The organism is Streptococcus sp. OH4692_COT-348 (genome assembly GCF_003859975.1).
Taxonomy (GTDB): Bacteria; Bacillota; Bacilli; order Lactobacillales; family Streptococcaceae; genus Streptococcus.
In genome coordinates this window covers 24,033-49,905 of sequence record NZ_RQZB01000007.1, presented here as the reverse complement: position 1 = coordinate 49,905, position 25,873 = coordinate 24,033, and the positions used below count along the sequence as shown (strand labels likewise).

Below are 25,873 nucleotides of genomic sequence, written 5' to 3'. Positions count from 1 at the left end.
CTTCTTATAAAAATTGCTGTGGCTCATGGTCAATGCTGAGACGGAGCTCACTATTTTCCCGTTCTTGAGTCAAGGCCAGAACCTGATTTAGAGTCGGCCCCAGCTCATCTTCTAAACGGTATTTAATCAAAATCTGGTAATGATAAAGGTTGTGGGTACGGGCAATGGGTTTTGGCGTTGGGCCCAGAATGTGACTGGTATCTGACAATCCTGACCGCAAAATGTTCATGACTTCATAGGCACGTTTGACAACCTCCTCTTCTTTCTTATGAGAAAGGGTAATGCCAATGGTGAAATAGTAAGGTGGATAACCAAGTTGTCGTCTGATTCCCATTTCATAGGCATAAAAGCCTTCGTAGTCCTGATCCTTAGCAAATCTTATAGCATAATGCTGCGGATTGTAGGACTGAATCAAAACCTGACCAGCTTTTTCAGCACGGCCTGCACGGCCTGCCACCTGAGTCAAGAGCTGGAAGGTTCTCTCAGAAGAACGGAAATCAGGCAGATTCAAGGCTGTATCCGCATTGAGCACTCCGACTAGGGTCACATTGGGAAAATCCAATCCCTTGGCAATCATCTGAGTACCTAGTAAAATATCCGCTTCCCCTTGTCCAAACTGGTCAAGCAGAGCTTGATGACTTCCTTTCTTGCGAGTCGTATCCACATCCATGCGCAGAATGCGTGCTTGTGGAAAGAGTTCTACCAGCTCGTCATAAGCCTTCTGAGTTCCCGTCCCGTAGTAACGAATACTGCGACTCTTACAGTTAGGGCAGGCCTGAGGAATGTCCTTTGAAAAACCACAATAATGGCAGTTCATGGTCTTGGTATCCATGTGCAAGGTCAGAGAAATGTCACAGTTGGGACAAGTATCCACAGTTCCACACTCCCGACACATGACAAAGCTAGAATAGCCACGGCGATTGAGCATGAGGACTACCTGCTCTTTTTTAGCAAGACGATCTTGGATCGCTTCTAGCAAAGGAGGCGTAAAGTTTGACGTCTCATTTTGTCCGATATAGTCCCGAAAATCAATCACTTGAACCTCAGGAATCCTAGCTAAAGGATTGGCACGTTGGGTCAGATGTAAATGTTGATAGACACCCTTGCCAGCGCGAGCACGGCTCTCTAAGCTCGGTGTTGCAGAACCAAGGACCAGGGCAGCTTGATTATATTTGGCCCGTAAAATGGCCACCTCTCTGGCATGGTAACGGGGATTACTGTCCTGCTTATAAGTCGCTTCATGCTCCTCATCGATAATCATGACACCTAGATTTTTCAGCGGAGCAAAGATGGCAGATCTGGCACCCACAACAACTTGAGCATCGCCACGTTCCACCTTGCGCCATTCATCATACTTTTCACCATTAGACAGGCCTGAGTGAAGAATGGCTACCTTGTCCCCAAAACGAGCGATAAAACGCTCCGTCATCTGTGGAGTCAGGGAAATCTCAGGTACCAACAAAATAGCTGTTTTGCCCTTGTCCAAAGCCCCTTGGATAATCTGCAAGTAAACTTCTGTCTTCCCACTTCCTGTAATCCCTTGAAGGAGGAAGGGAGCCTGGTGACTACCAATCGCACTCACAACCGCATCTCGCGCCTGTCTTTGCTCAGGATTCAACTCCAAAGGCTGACTTGCCTCAATGCCTTCAAAATAAGCAGCCGAGCGTTGCACTTCCTTTTGGACTATGGTCACAGCACCTTGTTCCACAAAGAAGTTGACTTGCTCCCGCGAGTAGGACTCTAACAAACTAGCCAAAGAAGCGCTCTCTGGATGAGACAGCAGATAGTCTCTCAATTCCAACTTTTTCTTGGCACGTGCAGAAATCTCTACACCTTCTAACTGAACAAGGTCAACCTCATACCAAGACTGGGTCTTGATCTTCTTTTGATCGACCGCCTGATATTCCAGACCAAGCAGGCCTTTTCTAGTCAAACGCATCATTTCAGCTTGCTTACCTAAATCTAGAGAAGAAAAGGCAAGCGAATTTTCTGAACCAAACAAGCGCTCTCGGTCTTCCTGACTCAGACCTGCCAGAGGATAGAGAATCTTATCATAGCTGGAGTTCAGAAATCCTGGTAACATAGCCTTGAGGATGGAGATTTTATAGGAGAAGACTGACTTGCGTAACTCCTCAGCAAGCCAGAGTTGTTCTTGCGTGAGAACAGGAGAAAAATCCAGTACCTCAGCAATATCTTTTAAATCTTGCTCAATCTCTTCTTCATCTGATTGAGAATCCAAACCAAGAACAATCCCTTGAATCAGGCGATTACCCTTACCAAAGGGCACATGTACCCGCATCCCAACTTCCAGCATTCCCTCAAATTCCTCAGGAATCCTGTAACTATAGGGCTGATCCGTCTGCATCAAGGGCACATCTACAATAATCTTGGCTACGGCCATCTTCTCACCTCCTCCTTGTCAGTACATTCTTGCAATAGAAAAAATAAGATTGAGTCCCCCCAACCTTAAATTTTTTCACCATCTTCTTTTTCTTTAGCGATTTGCTCTTTGATTTTCTTTTCTTCTTCTTCTTTGCGGCGTTTTTCTTCTTCGATACGGCGACGCACCGCTTCACGTTTTCCTTCTGGATCTGGGTGAATTGTAACGTTTCCTGATTCGATTTCTTCTAAAGCGCGAAGAGTTGATTTTTCAGACTTGAAACCTTGAGTTGCTGGCGCACCTGCTTCCAATTCGTGGGCACGTTTTGCTTCCAAGATTACGAGTGAATATTTTGATGGAACCTTGTCAAGCAAGGTATCAATAGAGGGTTTTAACATCATTTGCTTGTACCTATTTTCTAAATTTTATCGGGTAGTTGAAGACTTTGGTAACATCTCCTGATAGTGACCAATGACACGATCCACACGGAAGTGCTCGGCTTCGATCACACGTTTGACACGCTCAGCAGCTAGGGGCACCTGATCGTTGACAATCGCATAATCATACTCACGCATAAGGGCAATTTCTTCCTTGGCCTTTTCGATTCGTTGGGCAATCACTTCTGCGCTGTCTGTTCCACGACCTACCAAACGGTCTTGCAATTCATCCAAATCTGGTGGTGTCAGGAAGATAAAGACAGCATCTGGAACCTTTTTCTTGACCTGAAGAGCGCCTTGAACTTCAATTTCAAGGAAAACATCGATTCCCTTGTCCAAGGTTTCATTGACATAGGTCAGAGGTGTTCCATAGTAGTTGCCGACATATTCTGCGTATTCCAACATCTGTCCTTGACGAATCAGCTCTTCAAACTCTTCGCGAGTACGGAAGAAATAGTCAACACCGTCCACTTCTCCAGGACGTTGTGCGCGTGTCGTCATCGATACAGAGTATTGAAATTGGTTTTCAGAACTCTCAAAAATCTCTCTTCTAACCGTTCCTTTTCCAACCCCTGAAGGACCAGAAAAAACGATTAGTAAGCCTCGGTCTGCCATTGTGTCTCCTTTAGTCAGTCTGTGAAATAACATTTCTCTAGAATAATGGCAAAAGCCAGATTATCCTTTACAGTCTTTCTATCTAGTGTAACAAAAAAGCAGTAATTTTTCAACTGCTCTTTCTTATTTATTTAGCATAATCTACTGCACGCAGTTCACGAATCACGGTTACCTTGATATTTCCTGGATAATCGAGATTGTTTTCAATTTTCTCACGAACTTTGTGAGCCAAGATTGTGACTTTGTCGTCCTTGATTTGTCCTGGATTGACCATGATACGAATTTCACGTCCTGCTTGAAGGGCAAAGCTAGTTTGTACTCCTTCAAAGCCGTTAGCAATTTCTTCCAAATCATGAAGACGTTTGATGTAGCTTTCAAGAGACTCACTACGAGCACCTGGACGGGCTGCGCTCAAGGCATCTGCCGCAGCAACGATCACTGCAATGACACTTTCTGCTTCGACATCGCCGTGGTGGCTAGCGATGGTATTGACCACAACTGGGTGTTCCTTATACTTACGAGCCAATTCCATACCAATTTCAACGTGGCTACCTTCAACCTCGCGGTCAATAGCTTTCCCGATATCGTGAAGGAATCCAGCACGACGGGCAAGAGCCGCATTTTCACCAAGTTCGCTCGCCATAATACCAGCTAACTTAGCAACTTCAATCGAATGGCGCAAAACATTTTGTCCATAAGAGGTACGGAACTGCAAACGTCCCATAATCTTCATCAAGTCTGGATGAAGGTTTGGCGCACCAATCTCATAGGCTGCTGCCTCACCGTATTCACGGATCTTATTGTCAATCTCTTGACGGTTTTTCTCAACCAACTCTTCGATACGAGCTGGGTGGATACGACCATCTTTGAGCAACATTTCCATAGTCATACGGGCAATCTCGCGACGAATCGGGTCAAAACCTGACAAGGTCACCACTTCTGGTGTATCGTCGATAATCACATCGACCCCTGTCAAACTTTCAAAGGTACGAATGTTACGACCTTCACGACCAATAATGCGTCCCTTCATAGTATCATCTGGCAGATGAACTGTTGAGTTTGTTGACTCTGCTACATATTCACCAGCGATACGTTGCATAGCTTGAACCAGGATGTCCTTGGCCATTTTGTCAGAACGTTCCTTGACCTCTTGCTCAGCTTCGCGAATACGGCTAGCAATCTCCTTGGTCAAGTTTTCCTCTGTCTGTGCCAAGATAATATCTCGTGCTTCTGCCTGAGACAGAGCACCAATACGCTCTAACTCTGCTTCTTTTTGTCTTTCGACTTCCTCTAATTGCTCTTCACGCGCATCAAGGTTTTTCGCTCTATCAGAAATACTTTGTTCTTTTTGTTCAAGTGTTTGTTCTTTACTCGTCAAATTGTCGTCCTTACGGTCGAGGCTAGTAGCTCTCTCTGTCAAACGACTTTCGATTTGTTTGAGTTCTTGACGTTCTGATTTGAATTCAGCGTCCACTTCTTCACGGTATTTTCTGGCTTCTTCTTTGGCCTCCAATAGTGCTTCTTTTTTAAGAGACTTGCTTTCACGTTTAGCTTCATTAACAAGTAAATCTGCTTCATGCTCAGCTTGTCCACGTAAATTAGTTGCTTCTTGTTCAGCATTTAAAAGCATCAAATCTGCAGCTTCCTGAGATGATTTCATCTTAGCTGAGATGCTGACATATCCAATGACTAAACCAATGATGACGGCAAAAACAGCAATCGCAAGCGACATGATTTCCATGTTTTTACCTCATTTAATTTTTATTATGAATGACATACATTCTTTTACATTCTACCATAAAAAAGTGATTTTCACAAACCTAAAATAGAATATGTTTTGGGGAAATTAGTGTGAATTTTAGGATTACACTTCTTCGGATCCCTTCAAACTTTTGAACACATCATCAATAAATATATCTGCTAATCTCTTCTTGAAAGAATCATTATTTAATAGAGCACCAAATAAATCTTGACTCTGAGAGTATCCTTCTATAAGAGCATTGTCAATCTCTTCTTCAAAAGCAAAAACGAAGTCTTCTCTAGAGTTGACACGAGCAGATTGCTTTAGTCTTGGATTCTTTTTCATCAATTCACGAATGGACACCGCTCCACTTAGACCGACTTGGTGATCAATATCCAAATCCAACTGTTCGTTAATTTCATCTAAGATTTCAGATAAACGCTTCTCCTGGTCAGTCGTAACACCTCCAGTACTTGGCTTGGTAAGTATTAACTCTGGATGATATTCCAATTCAGAAACTGACCTGAAAGAACCTGTTTGCTTATGTTTCATATAGTCCACTACGATCTTATCTGCGATTGTAAAATCATCTCCTCCAATGCGAACATCAATCATCTTGACAAGACTTTGCAGATAATTATAACGTTCGTGTAGAACTTCATTTTGATAAGCAGTTGCCTGAATCAAGAAAGTATACATTCTAAGAAAACCTCGAATAACCTTTCGAATAGAAAGTTGTTCTTTTTCATCAAACCGTCTAACTCTATCATAACCTTGATTTAACAGAGAAACCATCTTTTGTTTTTCTCTACTGTTTCTCTTTTCTTGATATAAGAATTGATTAAACTCATGAACAACATTACTGTCCAAGATACCATACTCATCAATTTTCCGATCCAAGGTCAAGACATCGCTAGGTGTGACTGTATCTGCTAAAATAGTCTCACGGTAGTAGGGAGAAAAAGCTGAGCGAATATCGTCATAAGTATTTTTAAAATCAAGGATAAAGGTCTTCTTATTGTAGCCTCTATAGATACGATTCAAACGAGACAATGTTTGCACCGCAGCAACACTTCGCAACTTTTTATCTACATACATAGCAACCAGTTTTGGTTGGTCAAACCCTGTCTGATACTTATTTGCCACAATCAGGATTTGGTAGTCCTCCGTATCAAAATGATCTTTCAAATAATCTTCCTTGACCTGATTCATTTGCGACTCAGTATATTCACTACCTTGATAATCAACCTTGCCAGAAAAGGCAATCAGGGTTCCAATACTAGTGATACTGTGGTCTTTGAAGTACTTTTGAAAGGCTAATTGATACTTAACTGCTGCCTCACGACCCGAAGTCACAATCATAGCCTTACCTTGACCACCCAATTCAGCCATAATATCATGACTGATAAAGTGATCCATGATAATTTCAACCTTTTGATTGATATTTTCATCAGATAATTCTACAAATTTTGCAATCTTACGCTTGGCAAGAGTCGTTTTTAGCTCAGGATCTTCTTCGACTGCTTTATTGAGCTTGTAATAGGTCTTATAAGTCGTATAGTTATCTAAAACATCTAGAATAAAACCTTCCTCAATAGCTTGCTTCATACTATAAACATCAAAAGGAGCTTTAGAACCATCTGCTTGTGTTGTACCAAATAGCTGTAGAGTTGTCGCCTTGGGAGTTGCGGTGAAGGCAATGATTGAGACATTGTCCTGCTTACCTGTCCGAGCAATCTCCTGCTCGATAGCGTCCGCAACACTTACTTCTTGAATCTCATCGATAGTTCCATCTTCTATATCTGTTTCTGTCAAGACTTGACTAACCGAACTCATATAGGATCCTGTCGTTGAACTGTGGGCTTCATCAATTAAAATCGCAAATTTCTTTTTCGCAGTGTTCCCTACAGACATCCAGTTGGATTGATTAATTTGGGCAAACTTATGAATAGTCGTAGCTATGATTTTTGTATTTCCTGCAATCGCATCCGCTAAATCACTGGAGGTTTCTTTGTCGCCCATTACCTTGACCACTCCAGGCTTGTGGGAGATTTCCTTGACTGCTTCTTGCAATTGACGGTCAACTACGATACGGTCTGTTACGATTAATACAGTATCTACGATGTTTTGATTCTGATCATCATGAAGAGAAACTAAACTATGAGCCAACCAGGCAATGGTATTGGTTTTACCAGAACCAGCCGAATGCTGAATCAGATAATTACTGTCAGTATAGTTGACTTTCATGTCCTCTAGGAGACGGCTAACTGCTCTTCGCTGATGGTATCTCGGGAAAATCAGGGTCTTCTTTTTATGCTTATCCATCTCAAAAAAGATAAAACTCTCTATTAACTGGAGAATACTATCCTTGGTCAAGACATCAAGCCACAAGTAGTCTGTATCGACACCATCAGGGTTGTGAGGGTTACCACTTCCCATCTCAATACCTTCCCCTTTCCCCACATTAAAAGGTAGGAAATAGGTTTCTTGTCCTTTCAATTGCGTCGTCATATAGACTTCTAGGGTATCCACTGCAAAGGAAGCCAAGACTCCCTGTTCAAAACGGAAAAGACGATTCTTAGGATTGCGCCCCTTTAACTGCTTGATAGCATCCTGAACAGACTGACCACTGGGATTAAACTTAAGCTCTATAGCAAATAGTGCTAATCCATTGATAAAGATAACAAGGTCAATGCGGTCGCTCTCCTCATAAACCACTTCTTCCATAACGGATAGACAATTGGCTTGGTATTGCTGAACAGCTTTTTCATTAAAACTAGTAGCAGGTTTACGATAAAGAAGACGAAGTTGTTTATTTTCAATAAAAACTCCTTCTTTCAAGGCGAATAAAAAGCCACCCTTGACGATTTCTTTATTAATCAGATTGACGATTGTCTCCTTGCTAAGCTTTTTAAGGAGATAGTCCATGGTCTCCTCCTGGGTTTCCATCAGAAAATCCCATAGAAGTTCCACATCCATGGCTAATCTAGGATCGTAGCAAGTAGCGGCCCGCTGGATATAGGCATTTTTTTCTTTCAAGTCTTTGATAATCCACTGCTGGAAATCATAGCGCTCCTTCAAGCCCAAATTTGCCATAGTTTCTCACTTTCTAATACTAACTAAAATTTTTATCTTCCTTATGCTTAAATATCATCATTTTCCGTCATCTTTCTTCTTTCTTTCTCAGAATCTATAGTAATTTTCAATATTTTTCTAAACGCCTTTATTAAATCACATAGCGATAATACAAAAAACATTAATAATCCAATAAATATAGACAGAGTTACACGTAAAATATCATTAGTGCTACTTGGTTCTTGAGCAAGAAAAAAAGAAGGAAAAATTGTTAATATAAAGGATAATAACGATAGATCAAATAGTCTTTCTATTATCAATAAATCTACATTAAGACTTTTTAATTTTTTTATAAATCGATTTGTTGCAAAAAATGATGTTATTCCAAATGCAGCAACTAATACACCTGATATAAAAATCAAAACATTTTGGATAGATGATACGAATTCAACATAATTATGGATAACACATAATTGAAGTTGGGAATGAAAAGCGTAGAAAGATACTATTAAAGAGATTATTAAAAATAAATATCCCTTGTATTTTCTAATCTTTGAAAGCAACTAAATATCCTTCCTTCTCTTTGTATGCTTTTTCCAGTTTATCGTAAATAATATCATTATCAATATCTTCTATGTAATATTTTTCATAATAGTTCAACTTATGATTTACTAAATCTATTATCTCAGAATCACCATAGACAGACATAGTTCTTATCTTTACATTTTGATTATCTTTATAAGAACAAAATTCGTCTATTGCACGTCTCAGTCTATTTTTATTTAAATCAGTCCCCTTAATTCTCAATTCCATACTTTTTGCTGACATTTCCTTAGCAAATTCAACACCACTATTAATATCTTTTACTTGTTCTGAGAATAATGATAAATTTTCTGGAATAGCGATTGAAAAAACAACATCATGAACATGTCGCATCTTATCTAGATTTTTAGTGGCATCCTTATCCTTTATGATAACAAATTCAAATTCTTTATAATCAATTCCGACCTTTAAAGCTATAAATTTTCTTAATTCTTCTATTGTAGTTTGCGATTTCCCTCTTTTCTGAAGCAAAATGCTATTTTTAAAATCATACAAAAATTGAGCATCATTAGCTATTCCTTCGGTATCTTCTTTTTCCACAATATCTCTATTTTGAGTCTGAATATCATCAATTTGAATATCTTGCTCCAAATTAACCTTTGCAATAGTAAATACTATATAAGTATCTGTTTTACGAATATCATTGCGTAAATAATATGATAGATTTCCAATAGATTCCGTAACCAATGATACTGCTGGATTAAGACCTGCAAAAAATGCATTAATCTTTGATACTGCATTTGTTTTAGAAACAGCTTTATAAAAAAGACACTTGAATTCACGTTCCACAAGCATTTACACCCTCCTCTTCCCTGTTACATAATCATAAATAAGAGTTTGTCGTTGTTTATTAATATTTTCAATTTGTTGGTTCTTGATTTGAATTAATTTATCAATTTGAACCGTTTTTTGGTCTAAGAAATCAGTGATTTTTTTCTGTTCATAAATAGATGGAAGAGGCACCTCAATTCCATTAAAAATAGCCGCAGTTAGTTGATTAACTGTACTAGTTGTAAAGAATGTTCGATAAAAATTAAAGCTAACATTCATTAAATAAAAAGCAAACTTAGCAAATAAACTTTTATTGGCTCTAAAAACCATCATAAATGCACCAAAAGTAGCTTTTATATCTGTATCAATAATCGCGTTTTTACCAATCAATACTGGACTACCATTCCTAGCCGTTATAAGAATATCATTTTTTCTAAGTACAATAGATTCTGCTACTTTTGTTTTTACATACACATTATTATTAAAATCTAAAATACCGTTCTGAATATTCCCAGATCTCAGAACTAGAATCCCTTCATCCTTATCTACTATATCGCTGGGCGAATATGTCAATCCCTGCTTCACATCGCCTAAATACTTGAACTTAATTACTCCCCACCCTTGAGGTATCTGTCCAATCCAGTCGACACCTGAGTCTTTCATGGGGACTGTTTTATCCAGTCCTTTTGTGACGGTTTCATAAATCAAGCTAGCTCGGTAGTCTTTGAGTTTTTGAATTTGCTCTTCCAATAGGGATTTAACCTTATCTAATTGGACAATTTTCTTATCAAGAAAATCAGCAATTTTTTGTTGTTCAACAAGACTTGTTGGAAAAGCAATTCTCATATTTTTTATATATTCCCAACTTGCTCTAGGCATTTTACTACCATAAGTTGAAGTATTAACTTCTTCAATAAAACTATCACTTTGAATAGCATAGTATAAAAAATTCATATCTAATTCTGAAGATTGAAATACAAGAAATTCTGAGCTAGCCGTTGAAGTGAATGTGGCTCGCCAATATTTTCTTAAATATGGTCTTAACTTCCCAAATAAAACATCTCCAATTTCGACTACAATATTTTCACTCTTATCAACTTGTATACCAGTTTTAACAAATTTCCCAGTTTGACTTTCTATATTTTCTAATCCTATATAAGGTACAGAAGAGTCTGTTATTCTTTTTTCACTTCTAGTAGTTACTAAATATCTTATTTTAGACATCTCCCACTCTTCTGGTATCTGTCCAATCCAGTCGATACCACTCTCTTTCATCCTAGTCATGTTTGAGTTCCTCCAAGAGAGTCTGTAATTCTGCTTCCAAGTCATAAAACTCAGCTAAGAGCTTTTCTGCACTTTCTGGTGCTTGGTATTGATAGAAATAGCGGGTAAAAGGAATCTCTGCTCCATAGCCTTTTTCCTCATCAAACCAGTAGTGGGCGTCAGGTACATGAGGATAAACCTCACGCGCAAAGTAGTCTTCCACATTCTCTGTCAGCTTAACGATTTCACTGTCCTTGGTGGTCTTATCATAGACAATCCCATCGGCAATCTCATTTGCCTTGTCTTTCTTCTTGGTTCGGATAACCTCTGCTGTCTTGTCCATTTCACTCATAGCTAAGGCTAGCGCATTGATATTAGCAGGCGTAAGCTTAAACTCTCCCAGCAAGTCCTTGATGACTTGGACAAAGTTCTCAAAGTCAGGATAGGTCTTGTCAGAGCTTCCCTTAGCAAGAGCTGTCAGGATAGCTTCTTGCTTGGTCTTGCCAGCTACAAAGTCCTGTAATTTTTTCTCATCCTTGGCTGAACGTGGTTCCATCTCTCGCAATTCTTGGTACTTGTATTCATCAAATAGTTTAGCTAGAAAAGGAACACTTTTCGCTTTCTCAATTGTTTCTTCGCTTATCTGGCCACGACGTTGTAGAGGTTGCATAACTGTAAACTCTCGATAGAGAAACTCTTGATTGTCAAAGATTTTTACATGGTCATTTTCTTGAAAATCATCGTACCAGCGAAGGATCTGACGGATGTTATCTTGGGACAACTCACGGCGTTTTTGACCTAGAGATTTACGTAAAGGAACAAACTCCTCCGTCGCATCGATAAACTGAACCTTATTCTGGCGCTCAGGAGATTTGTTTTTATTATAAATCCAGATATAAATCCCAATTCCCGTGTTATAGAAAAATTGACCTGGAAGGGCGACTATAGCTTCCAGCAAATCATTCTCAAGGATATAACGGCGAATCTGACTTTCTCCCGATGACGTCCCACCTGAAAAGAGGGGAGACCCATTTGAAATGATGGCTGCACGGCCATTTTCTTCTAATTTTGCAAGAGCATGAAGATGGAAGAGTAGTTGAGCATCTCCAGTTCCTGGAGTCGCAACAAAACGACCTTGACGACCTTCTGTTTTATCAAAGAGTTGATGATCTTTCTTAACTGCATCCTCAACCCCATCATCCGCATCCTTACCACCCCAAGCTTGACCGAAGGGAGGGTTAGCGATGACAAAGCTCATTTTAGTATCTGGAAAAGGGTCTGGATCTTTTAAGGTATCCACCTTCACAAAATAGTCAGAATCTTCCTGACGAATTAGCATATCTGCACGACCAATCCCAAAGGTTTCAGGCAAAACTTCTTGACCAAAAAGACGGACAGTGACTCCTGTATTCAACTGACGGATATAGCTTTTAGCTGTAGCCAGCATTCCCCCAGTTCCAGCGGCCATGTCTAGTATTTTCAACTCTTTTTTATCAACAAAAAGTTCTTCGTATGCCTCAATCAAGAGGAGGTTGACCATCAGAGCAATAACTTCACGAGGGGTATAGTGAGACCCCGCTTCCTCATTTTCAGAAAATCGGCGGATGATATCCTCAAACATGTATCCCATACGCATAGAGTCAACTGAACTTGGAGACAAATCAATTTGAGAGAACTTTTTAATAACCGTGAAAAGGCGACCACTCTGGGCCAGAGTACGGACTTGCTCTTTAAATTTTAGGTTTTCAATGATGTCCTTGACACGATAGGAATAGCCATCCAGATAGGCTAGAAAATTCTCCTCGATTGCATTTGGATCATTTTGAAGATTTTCCAACGTAAAAGGACTAACATTGTAGTAACGATAGCCTGAGAGTTTCTCCAACACTTTCTCAGGTGTATTGGGATTTGCTTTGTATTGTGCTACCACCTGATCCTTGGTTGGCAGCAAGGCAGCTTCTAAACGAGTCAGGACAAACATTGGAATAATGACATCGCGATACTTATCTGCTCGATAAGCCCCTCTAAGAGTGTTAGCGATAGACCAAACCGTATTGACATCATTAGAAATTTGGATGTCATTTGCTTGGAATAGTGGTAATTTTTCTTTGAAATTAGACATTTACTTCCCCTGTTTTTATTATTAACAATTCTCTTCATTATACCACAAAATACGAGTTATAAAGCGTATTCAAGGGTAAAGATCGAAGTTCATATACTAAATTTCTTTACTGAGTTTTTGTCTTTTGTACTAGGGCTTCTGTCATTTTCCAAAAAACTTTATCTTAAACTTACTAATAAAAATTTAAAAAATAAAAAGCCTACTTCGCAGTAGACTTAGTAATGATCTTTGAAAGACAAGAAAGCCACGCTATCTCCATCCATCATATAAATCAAGCGATTTTCTGCGTCGATACGACGTGACCAGGCTCCTTGGTAGTCATACTTGAGTGGTTCTGGTTTACCTATTCCTGTAAAGGGATCACGTTGAATATCCTTGATTAGTTTATTGATTCTTTTTAACGTTTTCTTGTCCTGAGTTTGCCAGTAGCAATAATCTGCCCAGGCATCTTCTGTAAACTTGAGTAGCATTCCTCACTCCTCAATAACATGGACTTGAGTGCTTCCAGCACGAACTTGAGCCATTCCTCGCAAGACCTTGTCAGATAGTGCCTTGTTTTGAGCGATTTTCAGAGTTTCTTGAATACTATCCCACTCACTCTTTGAAAGAACTACAATGTCCTCATCTGGATTTTTATTAACTACCGTCAAAGGCTCAAATTCATCATTTACCTTTTTCATGTAGTCTTTTAAATGATTTCGGAATGTTGAGTAAAGAACTGCTTCCATAACCATACCTCGTTTTACCTCTTTTCCACTATTATACACAAAAAGAAAGAAATTGTCAGGAACTTGTACAAGATTTTCTTTTCTATCTATTTATACTCAATGAAAAGCAAAGAGCAAACTAGCCGCAGGCTGTACTTGAGTACAGCAAGGCGACGTTGACGTGGTTTGAAGAGATTTTCGAAGAGTATTATTCGTAAAAAATCTCAAAAAGTCCACCTTTCAGTAGACTTAGTTTGTTTCTATTCTAATCGGCACTCTTCCAAAATTCTGCTCTTTTATACTCGAATTTCCTAGTTGGTAAATTCTATCTGCCTTTTGAGTCATTGCGTCCCAGGGTTCTTTGCCAATTCGGCTGACTAAATGTACCTGCCCTTTCAGAGATTTGAGATGTTGTCTGCCTTTTTCGGTAAAACCAAGAACATGAATCCCTTCTGGCAAGGAACTCTCTCTGGCTTGCACCAAAATATAGGTCAGGAGACGTCTGACACGCGCCTTGGTGTACCGCTTGGTAGCAACCGCCTCGACCAATTCTTCTACCGATTGGGCTGTCTTAATGGCATCCTTAATACGCACAGCCATTTCTTGATTGACCTGATAGATGGTGGTTAGGTCGGGATTTGACAAAATTTGATATCGGAGCAAGGGAAAATAGTCATCCCAGCTCACCTTACTGGCCTGCTCAAATAGGGCAACAGAAGGCATAAAGTGTTCTAAGAAATCTTTGTCCCTCTGGTGCTGACGAAGGGCTGTCGCCGAAGCAAAGTCCACATCCTTGTCCACAGAGTGATAGCCAGCCCCCTGACGCTGAATCGGATGGAGTTTGATGTTGCGTCCCGCAACTGCCTTAACATAGGCAAGAGCAAGAACATGATTGGGCGTATTGCCAGAAAAATCAAGACCTGCAAATTCCTTCCACATAGCTTGGGTTTTCTGGGGATAAGAGAGAGAATCAGGCAGATTTTCCACAAATTTCTCCATCTCAGCACCCCGATCTGTGTATAAGTCAGCGATTTTCTGGTAATCTAGAACTTCCTCCGTCCCAAAGGCTAAGTTATCAGTCCCTAACTGAGCTAAGATATCCACAGCTCCTTGACCAAAGAAATCTGCTGCCTGAACACTGACTAAAAAGGGCAATTCCACTACCAAGTCTGCGCCATTTTCCAGTGCCATCTGAGTCCGTGCCCACTTATCCACAATAGCAGGCTCTCCACGTTGCATGAAATTTCCAGACATGGCAACGATTTTCAGTCCCTCAGCCTGCTCAAGCAGGTATTTATGCCCATTATGAAAGGGATTAAACTCTGCGATAATACCTGTGATGGTCATGCTAATCTCCTACTTTAATACCTATATTTCTATACCATCAATAATATCTAAAAATAAATTCTCAATATCTTTATGCACTTCCTCTCTATTTATCTCTTTAAGTATAATTTTATCTGTGCAATTTTGATGATACTCTTTATTAATGAATTTATAAATTTCACTTTTCAAATCTTTACCATTAATCATCGACATTTTATTTTCTAGACTAACTTTCCATCGATTATCAAATAATTCCTGACATTTAGAATGAGTCTTTGATGGTTCCCACTTAGAATTTAATTCTTTTCCATCTCCCATTCCGTAAGATACCATCTTATCAAAGAACTTTCCGAATGTCTCTTCTCGAAAAGTTTCACAAATTCCTTCTAATTCTTGATAAAACTTATCTCTATCTTGTCCTTTTGATATTCTAAATAAAACTTCAGGAATCAAAAGATAATTTTCTATTTCTTTTTTAGTCCAAATATGTAACTTTAGACGCTCTTTAGCTTCTGCATCCTGTTTTATTGAACTTAAGAACGAATCGGGATAGTAATCTCTATCTAATATTCCAATTATACTTAGTTTTCCATCGATACTCTTAAAAAAATCAGCCACTTTAAAATATTTTTTAAAGTTCGAAAAACCTTTTATTTTTATAGAAAATATATGATCAATTGAAAAATCACTTTCAGGATATAACTTATCAAAAAACTTCTTCAAATACCACATATCGTCACCTTCAAGAAATAGTAATTTCTTATACGTAAACAAACGTATCAAAGACATATTTTGAATACTTCCGATTTCATCCACCACTTTTTGAACAGCAAGTAACTCATTTGTATACTTCAAGTTTTTCTTTTTATTACTAACATTCAAAATATTCTCTGAATCTACTTCAGAAATAATTTCTATTGAGTGAGTCGCAATGATAACTTGTTGAAAATTTCTACGAACATATTTCAATAATTTTCGTTGTAAATCGGGATGCATATATACATCTGGCTCATCTAAAATAACCGTCGTTATCCCTTGATTTTTTGATTTAGTAACAAACCACATCATTTGCAGCCACATTTGAAGTCCATTGCCAACATATCCTAATTCTGTCATAAACTCATTCTCTCCTACAACTAGAGAAACCAAAGGGTCATCTGAAGAGAAGTCAATTTTGGGAGGATTTATGTGCAGATTTTTCCATGTTTGCTTAATTAATGATGAAAATTCATTAAATACATTTTCATCATTAGTCATTTCTAAATAAATTTCATTTCTGAAGTGTAATGATGATAAATATGTATCTTTATCTTTCCTTACTGTCTCTTTCGACAAGTATTTTTCAATTTTTCTTAGCGGACCTATTTGAGGTAAAATATTTAACTTTGGGAATCCAGAATTGTTAAAAGTAGTTTTATTAGTAATAATTTTACCATTCGAATCATAAACAAGTGCAAATATTAAGTCATCATGGAAATGAACTATAATTTTATATCCTCCATGAAATCCAGCAGTGAGTTTTGGTTTAGCATCTTCTTCATATTTATGTGGGATTGTACTAGTATTGATTTTTAACATTTTACCGTTAACAATAATATATTTAGCTTTTTTAGAGAAATTGCGAGCCAAATTGTCAGGAATATTTCTAAAAATTGGTTTAGATAACGCATAAGAAATTATTCTTAATGCTTCAATAATGGTTGATTTTCCTGCATTATTTTTTCCAACTGCAATAGTTAAATCTTTAAACTCTAGTTTTGTATCTTTAAAGCAACGATAATCTTCTAAATGTAAAAATTTAAGCATCTAATTAGCATCTCCCTTTTCAATTCATAAAATTATTTATAACATACAAAAAACCAACGGGTGCTAGTTTCTGTTGGCTCTTTGTCCTCAAAGTCCGCATAAAGTTTGAAGGATTTGAAACCAGCCTGTTCCAGCAAAATATCATAGGTCAAGACTTCATAGGTCCGCTCCTCATGCACTTCATCGTGGCGACTAAAAGAACCGTCCGCCTCCTTGATAAAAAAAGTCAGCTCATGCACGATGGAGTGAGGCGCTGCATCCTCGTAGGTATCCCAGAGCATTGCGAAATCTTCTGCATTTTCATGGTAGGAATAGCCTGGAAAAACTTCATCTGTCTGATAGGTTGAATGGACATCAAAGATGAAAACTCCGTCTTCATTAAGAGCGTTATACACTTCCTTAAAGACGTCTCCTACTTCCACCTCATCCTGCATGTAGCAGATAGAGTCCGAGTAGCAAGTGACAAAATCGTATTGACCTGCCTTGGACAAATCCAGCATATTTCCTTCAATAAAGTCAATCTTTTGTTTGGCTGAAGCCGCTCTCTTCTCAGCAATCTTCAGCATATCTGCGCTCAAGTCAAGTCCAGTCACATCAAAACCAGCCTGAGAAAAGCGAACAGACTGGATGCCTGTCCCACAAGCCAATTCCAAGAGTTTCTTTCTCTCCTTGTTCTTAGGCAAATGACGCAGAGAAAAACCCGTCCATTTATCATATAAACTATCGTCCATGACCGCATCATAGACCGCCGCAAAGGTTTCATAAGTTGCCATAATTTTTTACTCACTTTTAAAATATTTCTTTAATAGTTGTTCATTCACTTCTAATATATTAGGAATCATATTCTTACATAAAAAAACATCTTTTCCTATTTTTAAATCAATTGTTTCAGTATCATTATTTATATTTATTAAAGTTAGCATATTGCTTAATTCAGTATATTTAATCTTATAATACTTGCGAGGCGGTTCTTTTCTAACTTGTCTAATATTTGATTCTCTGAATTGATTAGTTTTAGCCGTGATAATAGTATGTTTATTCTTGCTGATGAGCAATAAATTTCCTATACTGTCCACCTCTTGTTTTGAAACTAAACCCTTTTCTGCTTCATTCCATTCAATAATGTGGTGAATTTCATTTTCGATTGTATTATACTTCTCATCTATATTGTGCTTCTTAAAATATTGTCCTCTTAATTTATTTTTTCTATTCATTTATAAATTCCAATTCATTCTCCCGAAAATAGCCCAGTCAATAAGTTGACTGAGCCAAATCTAAAAAAAGTCGATACTAAGATATAGTTCATCTACTATGCTAAGGCTTCTGAAATATCTACTGAGTCTGCCTCATGCCATAGCTTCTCTAGGTTATAGTGGGCACGCATTTCTTCTGAGAAAATATGCACAACGACAGCACCAAGGTCCAGCAAGACCCAGCCTCCAGCTGCATCGCCTTCAACATGGCTACCTTTAAAGCCAGCTTCAGCTACTTTTTCACGGATATTGTCGGCGATAGCGTCCAACTGACGGCTATTCATCGAGCTAGTTATAACAAAGTAGTCCGTCACGCTGGTCAAATCTTGTACGTCAAGTGCGAGGATATCTTCCGCACGTTTCTCATCAGCCGCTTTCACGACTAGTTCTAGTAATTCTTTTTCGTTCATTTAGTCCTCTTTCAAATAGTGCACAAAGGCGTTATAGGTTTCAAGGGTTTGGGGATAGATGGGAAATCCCTGATGAGCTAGATGCTCCACAGTACGAGCTGTTTCGTAGGCCACTGCCTTATTGAGCGATAGCTCAGCAATTTCACGCGCCACATCCACACCTGGAAAGGCACGATTGTGCTCGATATAGTCTGCGACGTAGATGACCTTGTCTAAGTCTGTCATCTGACCAGCCCCGACTGTATGGATTTCAATGGCTCGCAGGATTTCTGGATCATGCAAATCCAAGTCTTCTTGAATCTTGTAGATACCCACCATTCCATGCCAGACATTATTGCCCCAGTTTTTGAGATCAGGGTCTAATTGGTAACGGTCAATCAAGTCCAGAAATTCCTGATCTGACAACTTTTTAGCATAATCATGAAGAAGGCCTGCTAGACCAGCTTTCTCAACATTGACTCCAAATCGCTGGGCCAATTCTATGGCTGCACGTTCCACACCCAAGCAATGGGTTAAACGCTTTTCAGGTAGAAGCTCTGCCATTTTTTCCAACAAAGTCTCACGGGAGCAGTTGATATAGTCTTGATAGGCCATCAGTAGAGCCCCTCCTTCTCGATATAGTCTAGAACTGGCTGAGGCAGGAGAAAGTTGGGTTTCCGACCTTGGGCAAGGAAGTCACGCACCATGCTGGACGAGATATCCATGAGAGGCACATCCACCCAGATAACTGGATAGGAAGTTCCTGCTTTGTAGCGTGGGCGCTGAACCCCCACAAACTGAACCATGTCAACCAGCTCATCAATTCGATACCACTTGGGTAGATAGTCCACCATGTCAGCACCGATGATAAAGTAATAATCCGTATCAGGATGTTGCTCTGTCAAAATCTTCATAGTGTCGTAGGTGTAAGAAATGCCCTTGCGCTCCAACTCAATAGTTTCAATGGCTAGTCCTTCAATCCCCTCAATCGCCAACTCAAGCATCTTGAGACGGTGGTGTTCAGGGATGGTTTCCTTTTTATCTACATGAGGAGGTTGGTATTCAGGCATGAGCAGAACTTGATCTAGTCCCAACTGCTGGCGCACTTGATCCGCAACAATGAGATGGGCATTGTGAACAGGGTTAAAATTCCCCCCTAAAATCCCGACTTGTTTACGTTTTTTCTCCTTGATTTCTGGCTCCAACTCTACCTTGGTAAAGGGAGTTAATAGTTCAATTGCCATAGGCTAGTCTCCTTTATTTCTCTGTAAAAACAGTTATTTGGAGTAGGTTTTTAGATTTCCTTGACTTTTTTAGAAATCTTGCGATTTTCTTTCTTGCTAGATTGTTTAAATAAAATCAAGATGCGTCCGATTTTTTGGACTGTATCCACACCGATTTCTTCTTCCAAAATTTCAGCTACTTCGTGGATATTTTCATCTGTGTTTTGCAAGAGCGTTACTTTAATCAATTCGCGGGCATCAAGAGCTTGACGGACACTGGTTTTGATTTGGTCGTTAAGCCCATTTTTTCCGATTTGGATGATGGGCTTGAGGGTGTGTGCCTGACTGTTGAGGAAGGCACGTTGTTTTGATGTTAATGACATAATTTCTTCCTTGTTTTTTTGATAGTTATTTTAGGTGGTGAGGGACGGTCGGAACTAATTTTCCAAAGATCTCATCTTTGAAAAATGGATTTCCTGACCTCACAATTGAGCCTTGGTCTCAATTGTGCCCTTTGCCAATCTATCGATTGGCAAGACACCACGGCAATAACTATCTTTGTATGAGCTCACTTTGTTCGCTCAGCGATTTTGTAATAATACTTTTAAATAATTGCTTTTCGTGTGACGACGGCGACGCCTTCTGGTGCCCAGACGGCGACTTTGGCTGTGCCTGTTACACGGATCCAGCCTAGGCCTGAAATGACTAGGTCAGTCTTCTCCTTAATGTTAAATACATGCTGGACCAGTTTTGGAAAATCTTCTTTTTCCTTGCTATTTGGTGGTGTCAAAAGCGTTCCGAGGTGCTTGTCGTAGAAAGCACTAGCGCCTTCAAGCTTGGTACGATGGAGTTTGAGTTCATTATCAAAGAAGGCAGTGAAACCTTGCTTTTCACCTGCAATAAAGTCAAATCGTCCAAGACCACCTAGAAACAGGGTTTGTTCAGGATTGAGCTGATAGGTTTTTGGCTTGATTTCCTTTTTAGGGCTGACATACTTGAGGTTTTTAGCCGTCAAGTAGTGAGCCATCTGGTGGCGGTGGATAATCCCCGGTGTATCGTAGATATAAGACCCATCGTCAAGCGGAATCTCAATCTTATCCAAGGTTGTCCCTGGGAAGCGCGAAGTCGTGATGACATTTTGGTCACCCGTGATTTCTTGGATAATAGCATTGATAAGGGTTGATTTTCCGACATTGGTTACCCCAACTACATAGACATCACGACCCTTACGGTAATGCTCAATTTTGTCAATGACTTCCTTGATGGCATGTTTGTTTTGTGCTGAAGTTAGAACGACATCGACTGGACGAAGCCCTTCTTCATGGGCACGTTCCATGAGCCACTGGCTAATCTTGCCCGGTTTAACAGACTTGGGTAGAATATCTTTTTTATTTCCCACCAAGAGGACATCATTGCCCGATACAAAGCGTGGCAAGCCTGGAATGACAGAGCCATTAAAGTCAAAGATATCAATGACATTTACCACTAAAGCATCACTGTCTCCCACCTCGTGCAAGAGTTTGAGGAAATCATCGTCCGTCAACTGGACATCTGTTATTTCATTGTAGTGGCGGAGACGGAAACAGCGTTGGCAATAGACTTCGCCCGTCTCCAAACCTTTTTCGAGTGCCGACTGTGGAGTAAATCCAAGACCAGCCTTGTCTGTCGTCTGAATGGTTGCTCCACAACCAATACAGAGAATTTCTTCCATAGTTAAATTCCTTTTTTATATGTAATCGGTCCGTACGTTTCAGTGATTTTTCGCATGACACGGCGCTCACGAGCTCGGTTAATCTGCGTTTTGATCGAGTCATGTTGGACCAAGGGTTTGACTAAAATCGAGCGAATGCCAGCACGGTGGGCTGCTCGAATATCGGTCATGAGCTGATCGCCAACCATGACTACTTCACTTTTCTCATAGTGAAATTCCTTCATGGCACGGTCAATTCCAAATGTGAAGGGCTTCAGAGCCCAATAAATGTAATCAATTCCAAACTTCTCAACTGCACGTTGAACGCGTTTTTTGGTGTTATTTGATACCACGATGATGCGAATGCCCGCGTCCCGAAGATCATGTAGCCATTGCTTCATCTCTGGTGTCCCATCAGGGTTGTTCCAAGCAATGAGGGTATTATCCAAATCGACCAAAACAGCCTTGATTCCCTGCGCCTGCAGACTTGGGACTGTCAGATCATAGACTGCTTCCACAGCAAAATCTGGCATGTAATTTTCAATCGCCATTCTGGCTCCTTTTCTTAACTTTTTTTCGCAATTTTCCTTAACAACAATGACAAAACAATCCACAACCCAGCACTAGCCAAACTGATGTAGAGCCAAGCATGGGGTTCGTCTGTTAAAGGTAGCGGAACATTCATTCCGAAAAAGCCTGTCACTACTGCCAAAACCGCTAGTAAGACTGAAATGATGGTCAGTGTTGTCAAATTGTCATTCAGATTATTGTTTAGGATGTTGTTGTAAGATGCTGATAGTTGTTGGAGGACTTGAGAAATCAAGTCTGTCATGGATACCAGCTGATGAGCCTCAATCATGGCATCATCAAACTGTTCTCTCTCAATCTCGTTAAAACTGCGATAGAGGGCATGCCCTTGGATATGTTCCAGCAACATACGATTTTGCTTGGCAGCTGCAGTGAGGTAAACCATACCAGTCTCCAAGTCGGACAACGCAAAAAGATTTTTCTTAGTTGTTCGCTGACGCAATAGCCCATTGACCTCATCCTTACTCTTATCCATCTGCTCGATTACAGGATAGTAGGCATTGCTGATGATTTCCAGACTGGCAAAGAGAAACTTGTAAATCGAAAGCGTGTCATGACTCTCCAGATAACGGGTCATCTGTTCAATGATATAGGCGTTCTTGATATTACTAATGGTAATCAGGCGATGATATTCCACGATAAAGGTCATGGGAAAGGCTTCGTAGTAGGCCTTATCCTTTTTCAAGTTCAAGACATTGTAGATAAAGGTCACAGTCCCATTTTCACGGTGATAATCCATGTGGGCACGCTCATTTCTATCCAACGCATATTCGATGGTTTCCTTGTCCAAACCGTAGATTTCAGAAAGGTCCTCTAATTTTTTCAACTTGTCCAAATCTAAGTTAATCCAGGTACAACCATTGCCCAACTGTTTTTCTAAAAACATCTTCTCTCCTTTACCAAACTCTTTCTATTGTACCATAAATCTGCTAAAATTTCAGGCCTAGTCTGTACGAGAGAAATTGCTGACAACGGTGATATTCCGATTAGGAACGAAGTGTAGAACCTGGTCTTCTCCTCTGAGTTGCGTTGTTCGAATGCCGACGCTGACGACCTTTCCCGATACAGTAATAGGACCATTTGTCAAAACAACTTCATCTCCCACATCTAGTTGACGTTCAAAGAGGATGAAAAAGCCATTGATGACATCAGATAGAAAGCCTTGGGCTCCCATCCCAATAGCCACCCCAGCAATCCCGGCTCCAGCAAGCAAACTAGAAACTGGCAAACCTAAAATCGACAAAATGCAGTAAAGTAAAAAGAAATAAAGGGTATAATTAAACACATTTTCTAACAGACGTGAGATGGTTTTCTGACGCCCGACATCGTGACGAGACATTTTTAGAGAAGGTTTGACAATTCTCTGCACCATGGTATGGAGCAATTTTTTAGCTATATAGAAGAGTAAAAATAAGAATAAAAGAGAAAGTAACTTGGTTAAGATATTCTCGATAATCGCTGTAACATCAAGCTTATTGAGGTAGGTTTGAAAAAATTCTTGCATAGAAAACTCCTTTCATTTATTATACCATACTTTCACAAGTGATGAATCTCCATAAATATTCAAAAATAATAGCCAAAATAGACAGAAAATTCTTGATTTTAGCTCATATTTATACTATAATCATAAACATTACACAACAAAAGGAGATTGTTATGAAAAAATGCATTCATGCTTGGAATAAGGCTAGCCTGATCAAACGTATTTTGATTGGTATGCTTTTTGGAGGAATCCTAGGACTAACACTTCCTTCTGTTTCTGGAATTGGTCTACTCGGAGATCTCTTTGTTGGCGGTCTAAAAGCCATCGCACCTATTCTAGTCTTTGCCCTTGTTGCTAACGCCCTTTCCCAACATCAAAAGGGACAAGATAGCAACATGAAAACAGTTATCTTCCTTTACTTGGTAGGAACCTTTGCAGCGGCACTTATCGCTGTCCTAGCGAGCTTCATTGTCCCTGTTGAGATTACCTTAAATAGTGCCAATACAGAAATCGCACCACCAGATGGAATTGGCCAGGTCCTCAGCAACCTCTTGCTCAAACTGGTTGACAATCCAGTCAATGCCCTCGTTACTGCTAACTACATCGGTATCTTATCTTGGGCAGTTGTTTTCGGGATTGCTATGAGAGAGGCCAGCAAAAACAGTAAAGAATTGCTGAAAACTATGGCTGATGTGACTTCTAAGATTGTCGAATGGATCATCAACCTAGCTCCATTTGGTATCCTTGGTCTTGTCTTCAAAACCATCTCTGATAAGGGGATCGGAAGCCTAGCTAACTATGGAATCTTGCTTGCCCTCTTGGTGACAACTATGTTCTTTGTGGCTCTGGTAGTCAATCCACTAATTGCCTTCCTCTTTATGAAGAGAAATCCTTATCCCCTCGTTTGGAAATGTTTGCGTGTCAGCGGTGTGACAGCCTTCTTCACTCGTAGTTCTGCGGCTAACATCCCTGTCAACATGAAACTTTGTCACGACCTTGGACTAGATCCAGATACCTATTCGGTTTCTATCCCACTCGGCTCTACTATCAACATGGCCGGGGCAGCGATTACTATTAACGTTTTAACCCTTGCTGCAGTAAATACTTTGGGAATCCCTGTTGACTTTGCGACAGCCTTTGTCCTCAGTGTTGTAGCAGCAATATCAGCCTGTGGTGCTTCTGGTATTGCCGGAGGATCCCTCCTTCTTATCCCAGTTGCTTGTAGCCTTTTCGGTATTTCTAACGATATTGCCATGCAAGTTGTCGGTGTTGGATTTGTGATTGGGGTCATCCAAGATTCATGTGAAACAGCTCTCAACTCTTCTACTGACGTCCTATTTACTGCCGTTGCCGAATACGCAGCAGCCCGTAAAAAATAACTCATAAAGACAAGCCTGCTCAGGTCTTGTCTTTTCCACTTTTATTCTAACTTACTAGGAAATCCTTATGTCTATTAGCCAACGTACGATAAAACTCATCTTAGCTACCTGTCTTGCCTCCCTTCTTGCTTACTTTCTCAATCTTTCTTCAGCTGTCTCAGCTGGAATCATCGCCCTCTTAAGCCTCTCTGATACACGCAGAAGTACTTTAAAACTAGCTCGAAATCGTCTTTTTTCTATGCTCCTAGCTCTAGCTATCGGTGTTTTAGCTTTTCACTTGAGCGGATTTCATATCTGGAGCCTTGGCCTCTATCTGGCTCTCTACGTTCCTCTAGCCTACAAGATGGGCTGGGAAATTGGCATCACACCAAGTAGCGTTTTGGTTAGCCATCTCTTGGTACAAGAGTCAACCTCTCCAGACCTTCTAGTCAATGAATTCCTTCTCTTTGCTATTGGTACAGGATTTGCCTTACTTGTCAATCTCTACATGCCTTCACGAGAAGAGGAAATCCAGCACTACCACACATTGGTAGAAGAAAAGTTAAAAGATATTCTCCAACGCTTTAAATATTATTTATCCAGAGGGGACGGACGCAACCGAGCACAGCTAGTAGAAGAATTAGACACCCTTTTGGAAGAAGCCCTCAGACTAGTCTATCTAGATCACTCTGACCACCTCTTTCACCAAACCGACTACCATATCCACTACTTTGAGATGAGACAACGACAAAGTCGTATCCTACGAAATATGGCCCAGCAAATCAACACCTGTCACCTAGCTGCCAGTGAAAGCCTAATTTTGGCTCAGCTCTTTTCAAAAATTGCCGGTCAACTGAGCCAGACCAATCCTGCTTCTGATTTACTAGATGAAATTGAACGTTATCTAGAAGTCTTTCGGAACCGCAGTCTGCCCAAGACAAGAGAAGAATTTGAAACTCGCGCCACGCTCCTCCAACTCCTACGTGAAGCTAAAACCTTCATCCAAGTAAAAGTTGATTTTTACCAAAAATATGGACAGTAAA

At 39.9% G+C, this 25,873-nt stretch carries 25 protein-coding genes; 2 read left to right on the top strand and 23 right to left on the bottom strand.

All coding sequences use genetic code 11. From position 1 onward, the window contains the following. Nucleotides 1–4 precede the first annotated feature (4 nt). The 23 genes from EII37_RS05570 to EII37_RS05460 form a co-directional block, all read right to left on the bottom strand. Nucleotides 5–2,401, bottom strand: coding sequence for a primosomal protein N' (locus EII37_RS05570; protein WP_124787870.1), 2,397 nt, complete (start codon nucleotides 2,399–2,401; stop codon nucleotides 5–7). A 65-nt stretch (nucleotides 2,402–2,466) separates the two neighbouring features. Next, entirely contained in the window at nucleotides 2,467–2,781 is a 315-nt protein-coding gene (gene rpoZ / locus EII37_RS05565) for a DNA-directed RNA polymerase subunit omega (RefSeq protein ID WP_000979235.1), read from the bottom strand. Nucleotides 2,782–2,805: 24 nt separating this feature from the next. After that, nucleotides 2,806–3,432 carry a guanylate kinase gene (gmk, locus tag EII37_RS05560; protein ID WP_078352782.1) on the bottom strand — a complete coding sequence of 209 codons (627 nt, stop codon included), beginning with the start codon at nucleotides 3,430–3,432 and terminating at the stop codon, nucleotides 2,806–2,808. A 127-nt stretch (nucleotides 3,433–3,559) separates the two neighbouring features. Then, the gene (locus EII37_RS05555; protein WP_124787869.1) at nucleotides 3,560–5,173 is read right to left on the bottom strand and encodes a ribonuclease Y; all 1,614 of its coding nucleotides are present in this window, start codon (nucleotides 5,171–5,173) and stop codon (nucleotides 3,560–3,562) included. 123 nt (nucleotides 5,174–5,296) lie between these two features. Further along, nucleotides 5,297–8,269 carry a type I restriction endonuclease subunit R gene (locus EII37_RS05550; RefSeq protein ID WP_124787868.1) on the bottom strand — a complete coding sequence of 991 codons (2,973 nt, stop codon included), beginning with the start codon at nucleotides 8,267–8,269 and terminating at the stop codon, nucleotides 5,297–5,299. Nucleotides 8,270–8,316: 47 nt separating this feature from the next. Continuing rightward, nucleotides 8,317–8,811, bottom strand: coding sequence for a hypothetical protein (locus EII37_RS05545; protein WP_124787867.1), 495 nt, complete (start codon nucleotides 8,809–8,811; stop codon nucleotides 8,317–8,319). Next, on the bottom strand, nucleotides 8,795–9,646 hold the full coding sequence (locus EII37_RS05540; RefSeq protein ID WP_124787866.1) for a DUF6731 family protein: 852 nt from the start codon (nucleotides 9,644–9,646) through the stop codon (nucleotides 8,795–8,797). The genes EII37_RS05545 and EII37_RS05540 overlap by 17 nt, the downstream gene beginning before the upstream one ends. Continuing rightward, nucleotides 9,647–10,906: a restriction endonuclease subunit S gene (locus tag EII37_RS05535; RefSeq protein WP_124787865.1), complete on the bottom strand. Its 1,260-nt coding sequence runs from the start codon at nucleotides 10,904–10,906 to the stop codon at nucleotides 9,647–9,649. Then, nucleotides 10,899–13,007, bottom strand: coding sequence for a class I SAM-dependent DNA methyltransferase (locus tag EII37_RS05530; protein ID WP_124787864.1), 2,109 nt, complete (start codon nucleotides 13,005–13,007; stop codon nucleotides 10,899–10,901). Before EII37_RS05530 ends, EII37_RS05535 begins: the two co-directional genes overlap by 8 nt. Before the next feature lie 215 nt (nucleotides 13,008–13,222). After that, nucleotides 13,223–13,477, bottom strand: a complete 255-nt coding sequence (locus EII37_RS05525; RefSeq protein ID WP_000924730.1) for a Txe/YoeB family addiction module toxin — start codon at nucleotides 13,475–13,477, stop codon at nucleotides 13,223–13,225. A 3-nt stretch (nucleotides 13,478–13,480) separates the two neighbouring features. Then, nucleotides 13,481–13,735, bottom strand: coding sequence for a type II toxin-antitoxin system Phd/YefM family antitoxin (locus EII37_RS05520; protein WP_185695956.1), 255 nt, complete (start codon nucleotides 13,733–13,735; stop codon nucleotides 13,481–13,483). 228 nt (nucleotides 13,736–13,963) lie between these two features. After that, nucleotides 13,964–15,061, bottom strand: coding sequence for a nucleotidyltransferase (locus EII37_RS05515; RefSeq protein ID WP_124787862.1), 1,098 nt, complete (start codon nucleotides 15,059–15,061; stop codon nucleotides 13,964–13,966). A 21-nt stretch (nucleotides 15,062–15,082) separates the two neighbouring features. After that, nucleotides 15,083–16,846: an ATP-dependent endonuclease gene (locus EII37_RS05510; RefSeq protein WP_124787861.1), complete on the bottom strand. Its 1,764-nt coding sequence runs from the start codon at nucleotides 16,844–16,846 to the stop codon at nucleotides 15,083–15,085. A gap of 32 nt (nucleotides 16,847–16,878) precedes the next feature. Next, nucleotides 16,879–17,619 (bottom strand): class I SAM-dependent methyltransferase, encoded by a 741-nt coding sequence (locus EII37_RS05505; RefSeq protein WP_124787860.1) that lies wholly within the window; start codon nucleotides 17,617–17,619, stop codon nucleotides 16,879–16,881. Between the two features lie 6 nt (nucleotides 17,620–17,625). Continuing rightward, nucleotides 17,626–18,060: a hypothetical protein gene (locus tag EII37_RS05500; RefSeq protein ID WP_124787859.1), complete on the bottom strand. Its 435-nt coding sequence runs from the start codon at nucleotides 18,058–18,060 to the stop codon at nucleotides 17,626–17,628. A gap of 95 nt (nucleotides 18,061–18,155) precedes the next feature. Further along, nucleotides 18,156–18,509, bottom strand: coding sequence for a ribosome silencing factor (rsfS, locus tag EII37_RS05495; RefSeq protein WP_124787858.1), 354 nt, complete (start codon nucleotides 18,507–18,509; stop codon nucleotides 18,156–18,158). Continuing rightward, nucleotides 18,510–19,103, bottom strand: coding sequence for a bis(5'-nucleosyl)-tetraphosphatase (symmetrical) YqeK (gene yqeK, locus EII37_RS05490; RefSeq protein ID WP_124787857.1), 594 nt, complete (start codon nucleotides 19,101–19,103; stop codon nucleotides 18,510–18,512). Next, complete coding sequence (locus tag EII37_RS05485; RefSeq protein ID WP_007517837.1) at nucleotides 19,103–19,732, bottom strand: nicotinate-nucleotide adenylyltransferase; 630 nt, start codon at nucleotides 19,730–19,732, stop codon at nucleotides 19,103–19,105. Before EII37_RS05485 ends, yqeK begins: the two co-directional genes overlap by 1 nt. 50 nt (nucleotides 19,733–19,782) lie before the next feature. Further along, nucleotides 19,783–20,094, bottom strand: a complete 312-nt coding sequence (yhbY, locus tag EII37_RS05480) for a ribosome assembly RNA-binding protein YhbY (RefSeq protein ID WP_000060169.1) — start codon at nucleotides 20,092–20,094, stop codon at nucleotides 19,783–19,785. 221 nt (nucleotides 20,095–20,315) lie between these two features. Then, nucleotides 20,316–21,422 (bottom strand): ribosome biogenesis GTPase YqeH, encoded by a 1,107-nt coding sequence (gene yqeH / locus EII37_RS05475; RefSeq protein ID WP_000391183.1) that lies wholly within the window; start codon nucleotides 21,420–21,422, stop codon nucleotides 20,316–20,318. Nucleotides 21,423–21,424: 2 nt separating this feature from the next. Beyond that, entirely contained in the window at nucleotides 21,425–21,952 is a 528-nt protein-coding gene (locus EII37_RS05470) for a YqeG family HAD IIIA-type phosphatase (protein WP_124787856.1), read from the bottom strand. Between the two features lie 14 nt (nucleotides 21,953–21,966). After that, complete coding sequence (locus EII37_RS05465; RefSeq protein WP_124787855.1) at nucleotides 21,967–22,875, bottom strand: magnesium transporter CorA family protein; 909 nt, start codon at nucleotides 22,873–22,875, stop codon at nucleotides 21,967–21,969. Between the two features lie 57 nt (nucleotides 22,876–22,932). Further along, nucleotides 22,933–23,493 carry a mechanosensitive ion channel family protein gene (locus tag EII37_RS05460; RefSeq protein ID WP_124787854.1) on the bottom strand — a complete coding sequence of 187 codons (561 nt, stop codon included), beginning with the start codon at nucleotides 23,491–23,493 and terminating at the stop codon, nucleotides 22,933–22,935. Between the two features lie 152 nt (nucleotides 23,494–23,645). Here EII37_RS05460 and sstT point away from each other — a divergent pair, with 152 nt between their 5' ends. Next, nucleotides 23,646–24,851: a serine/threonine transporter SstT gene (gene sstT, locus EII37_RS05455; protein WP_124787853.1), complete on the top strand. Its 1,206-nt coding sequence runs from the start codon at nucleotides 23,646–23,648 to the stop codon at nucleotides 24,849–24,851. 67 nt (nucleotides 24,852–24,918) lie between these two features. Beyond that, nucleotides 24,919–25,872 carry an aromatic acid exporter family protein gene (locus EII37_RS05450; protein ID WP_124787852.1) on the top strand — a complete coding sequence of 318 codons (954 nt, stop codon included), beginning with the start codon at nucleotides 24,919–24,921 and terminating at the stop codon, nucleotides 25,870–25,872. The last annotated feature ends 1 nt before the right edge of the window (nucleotide 25,873 follow it).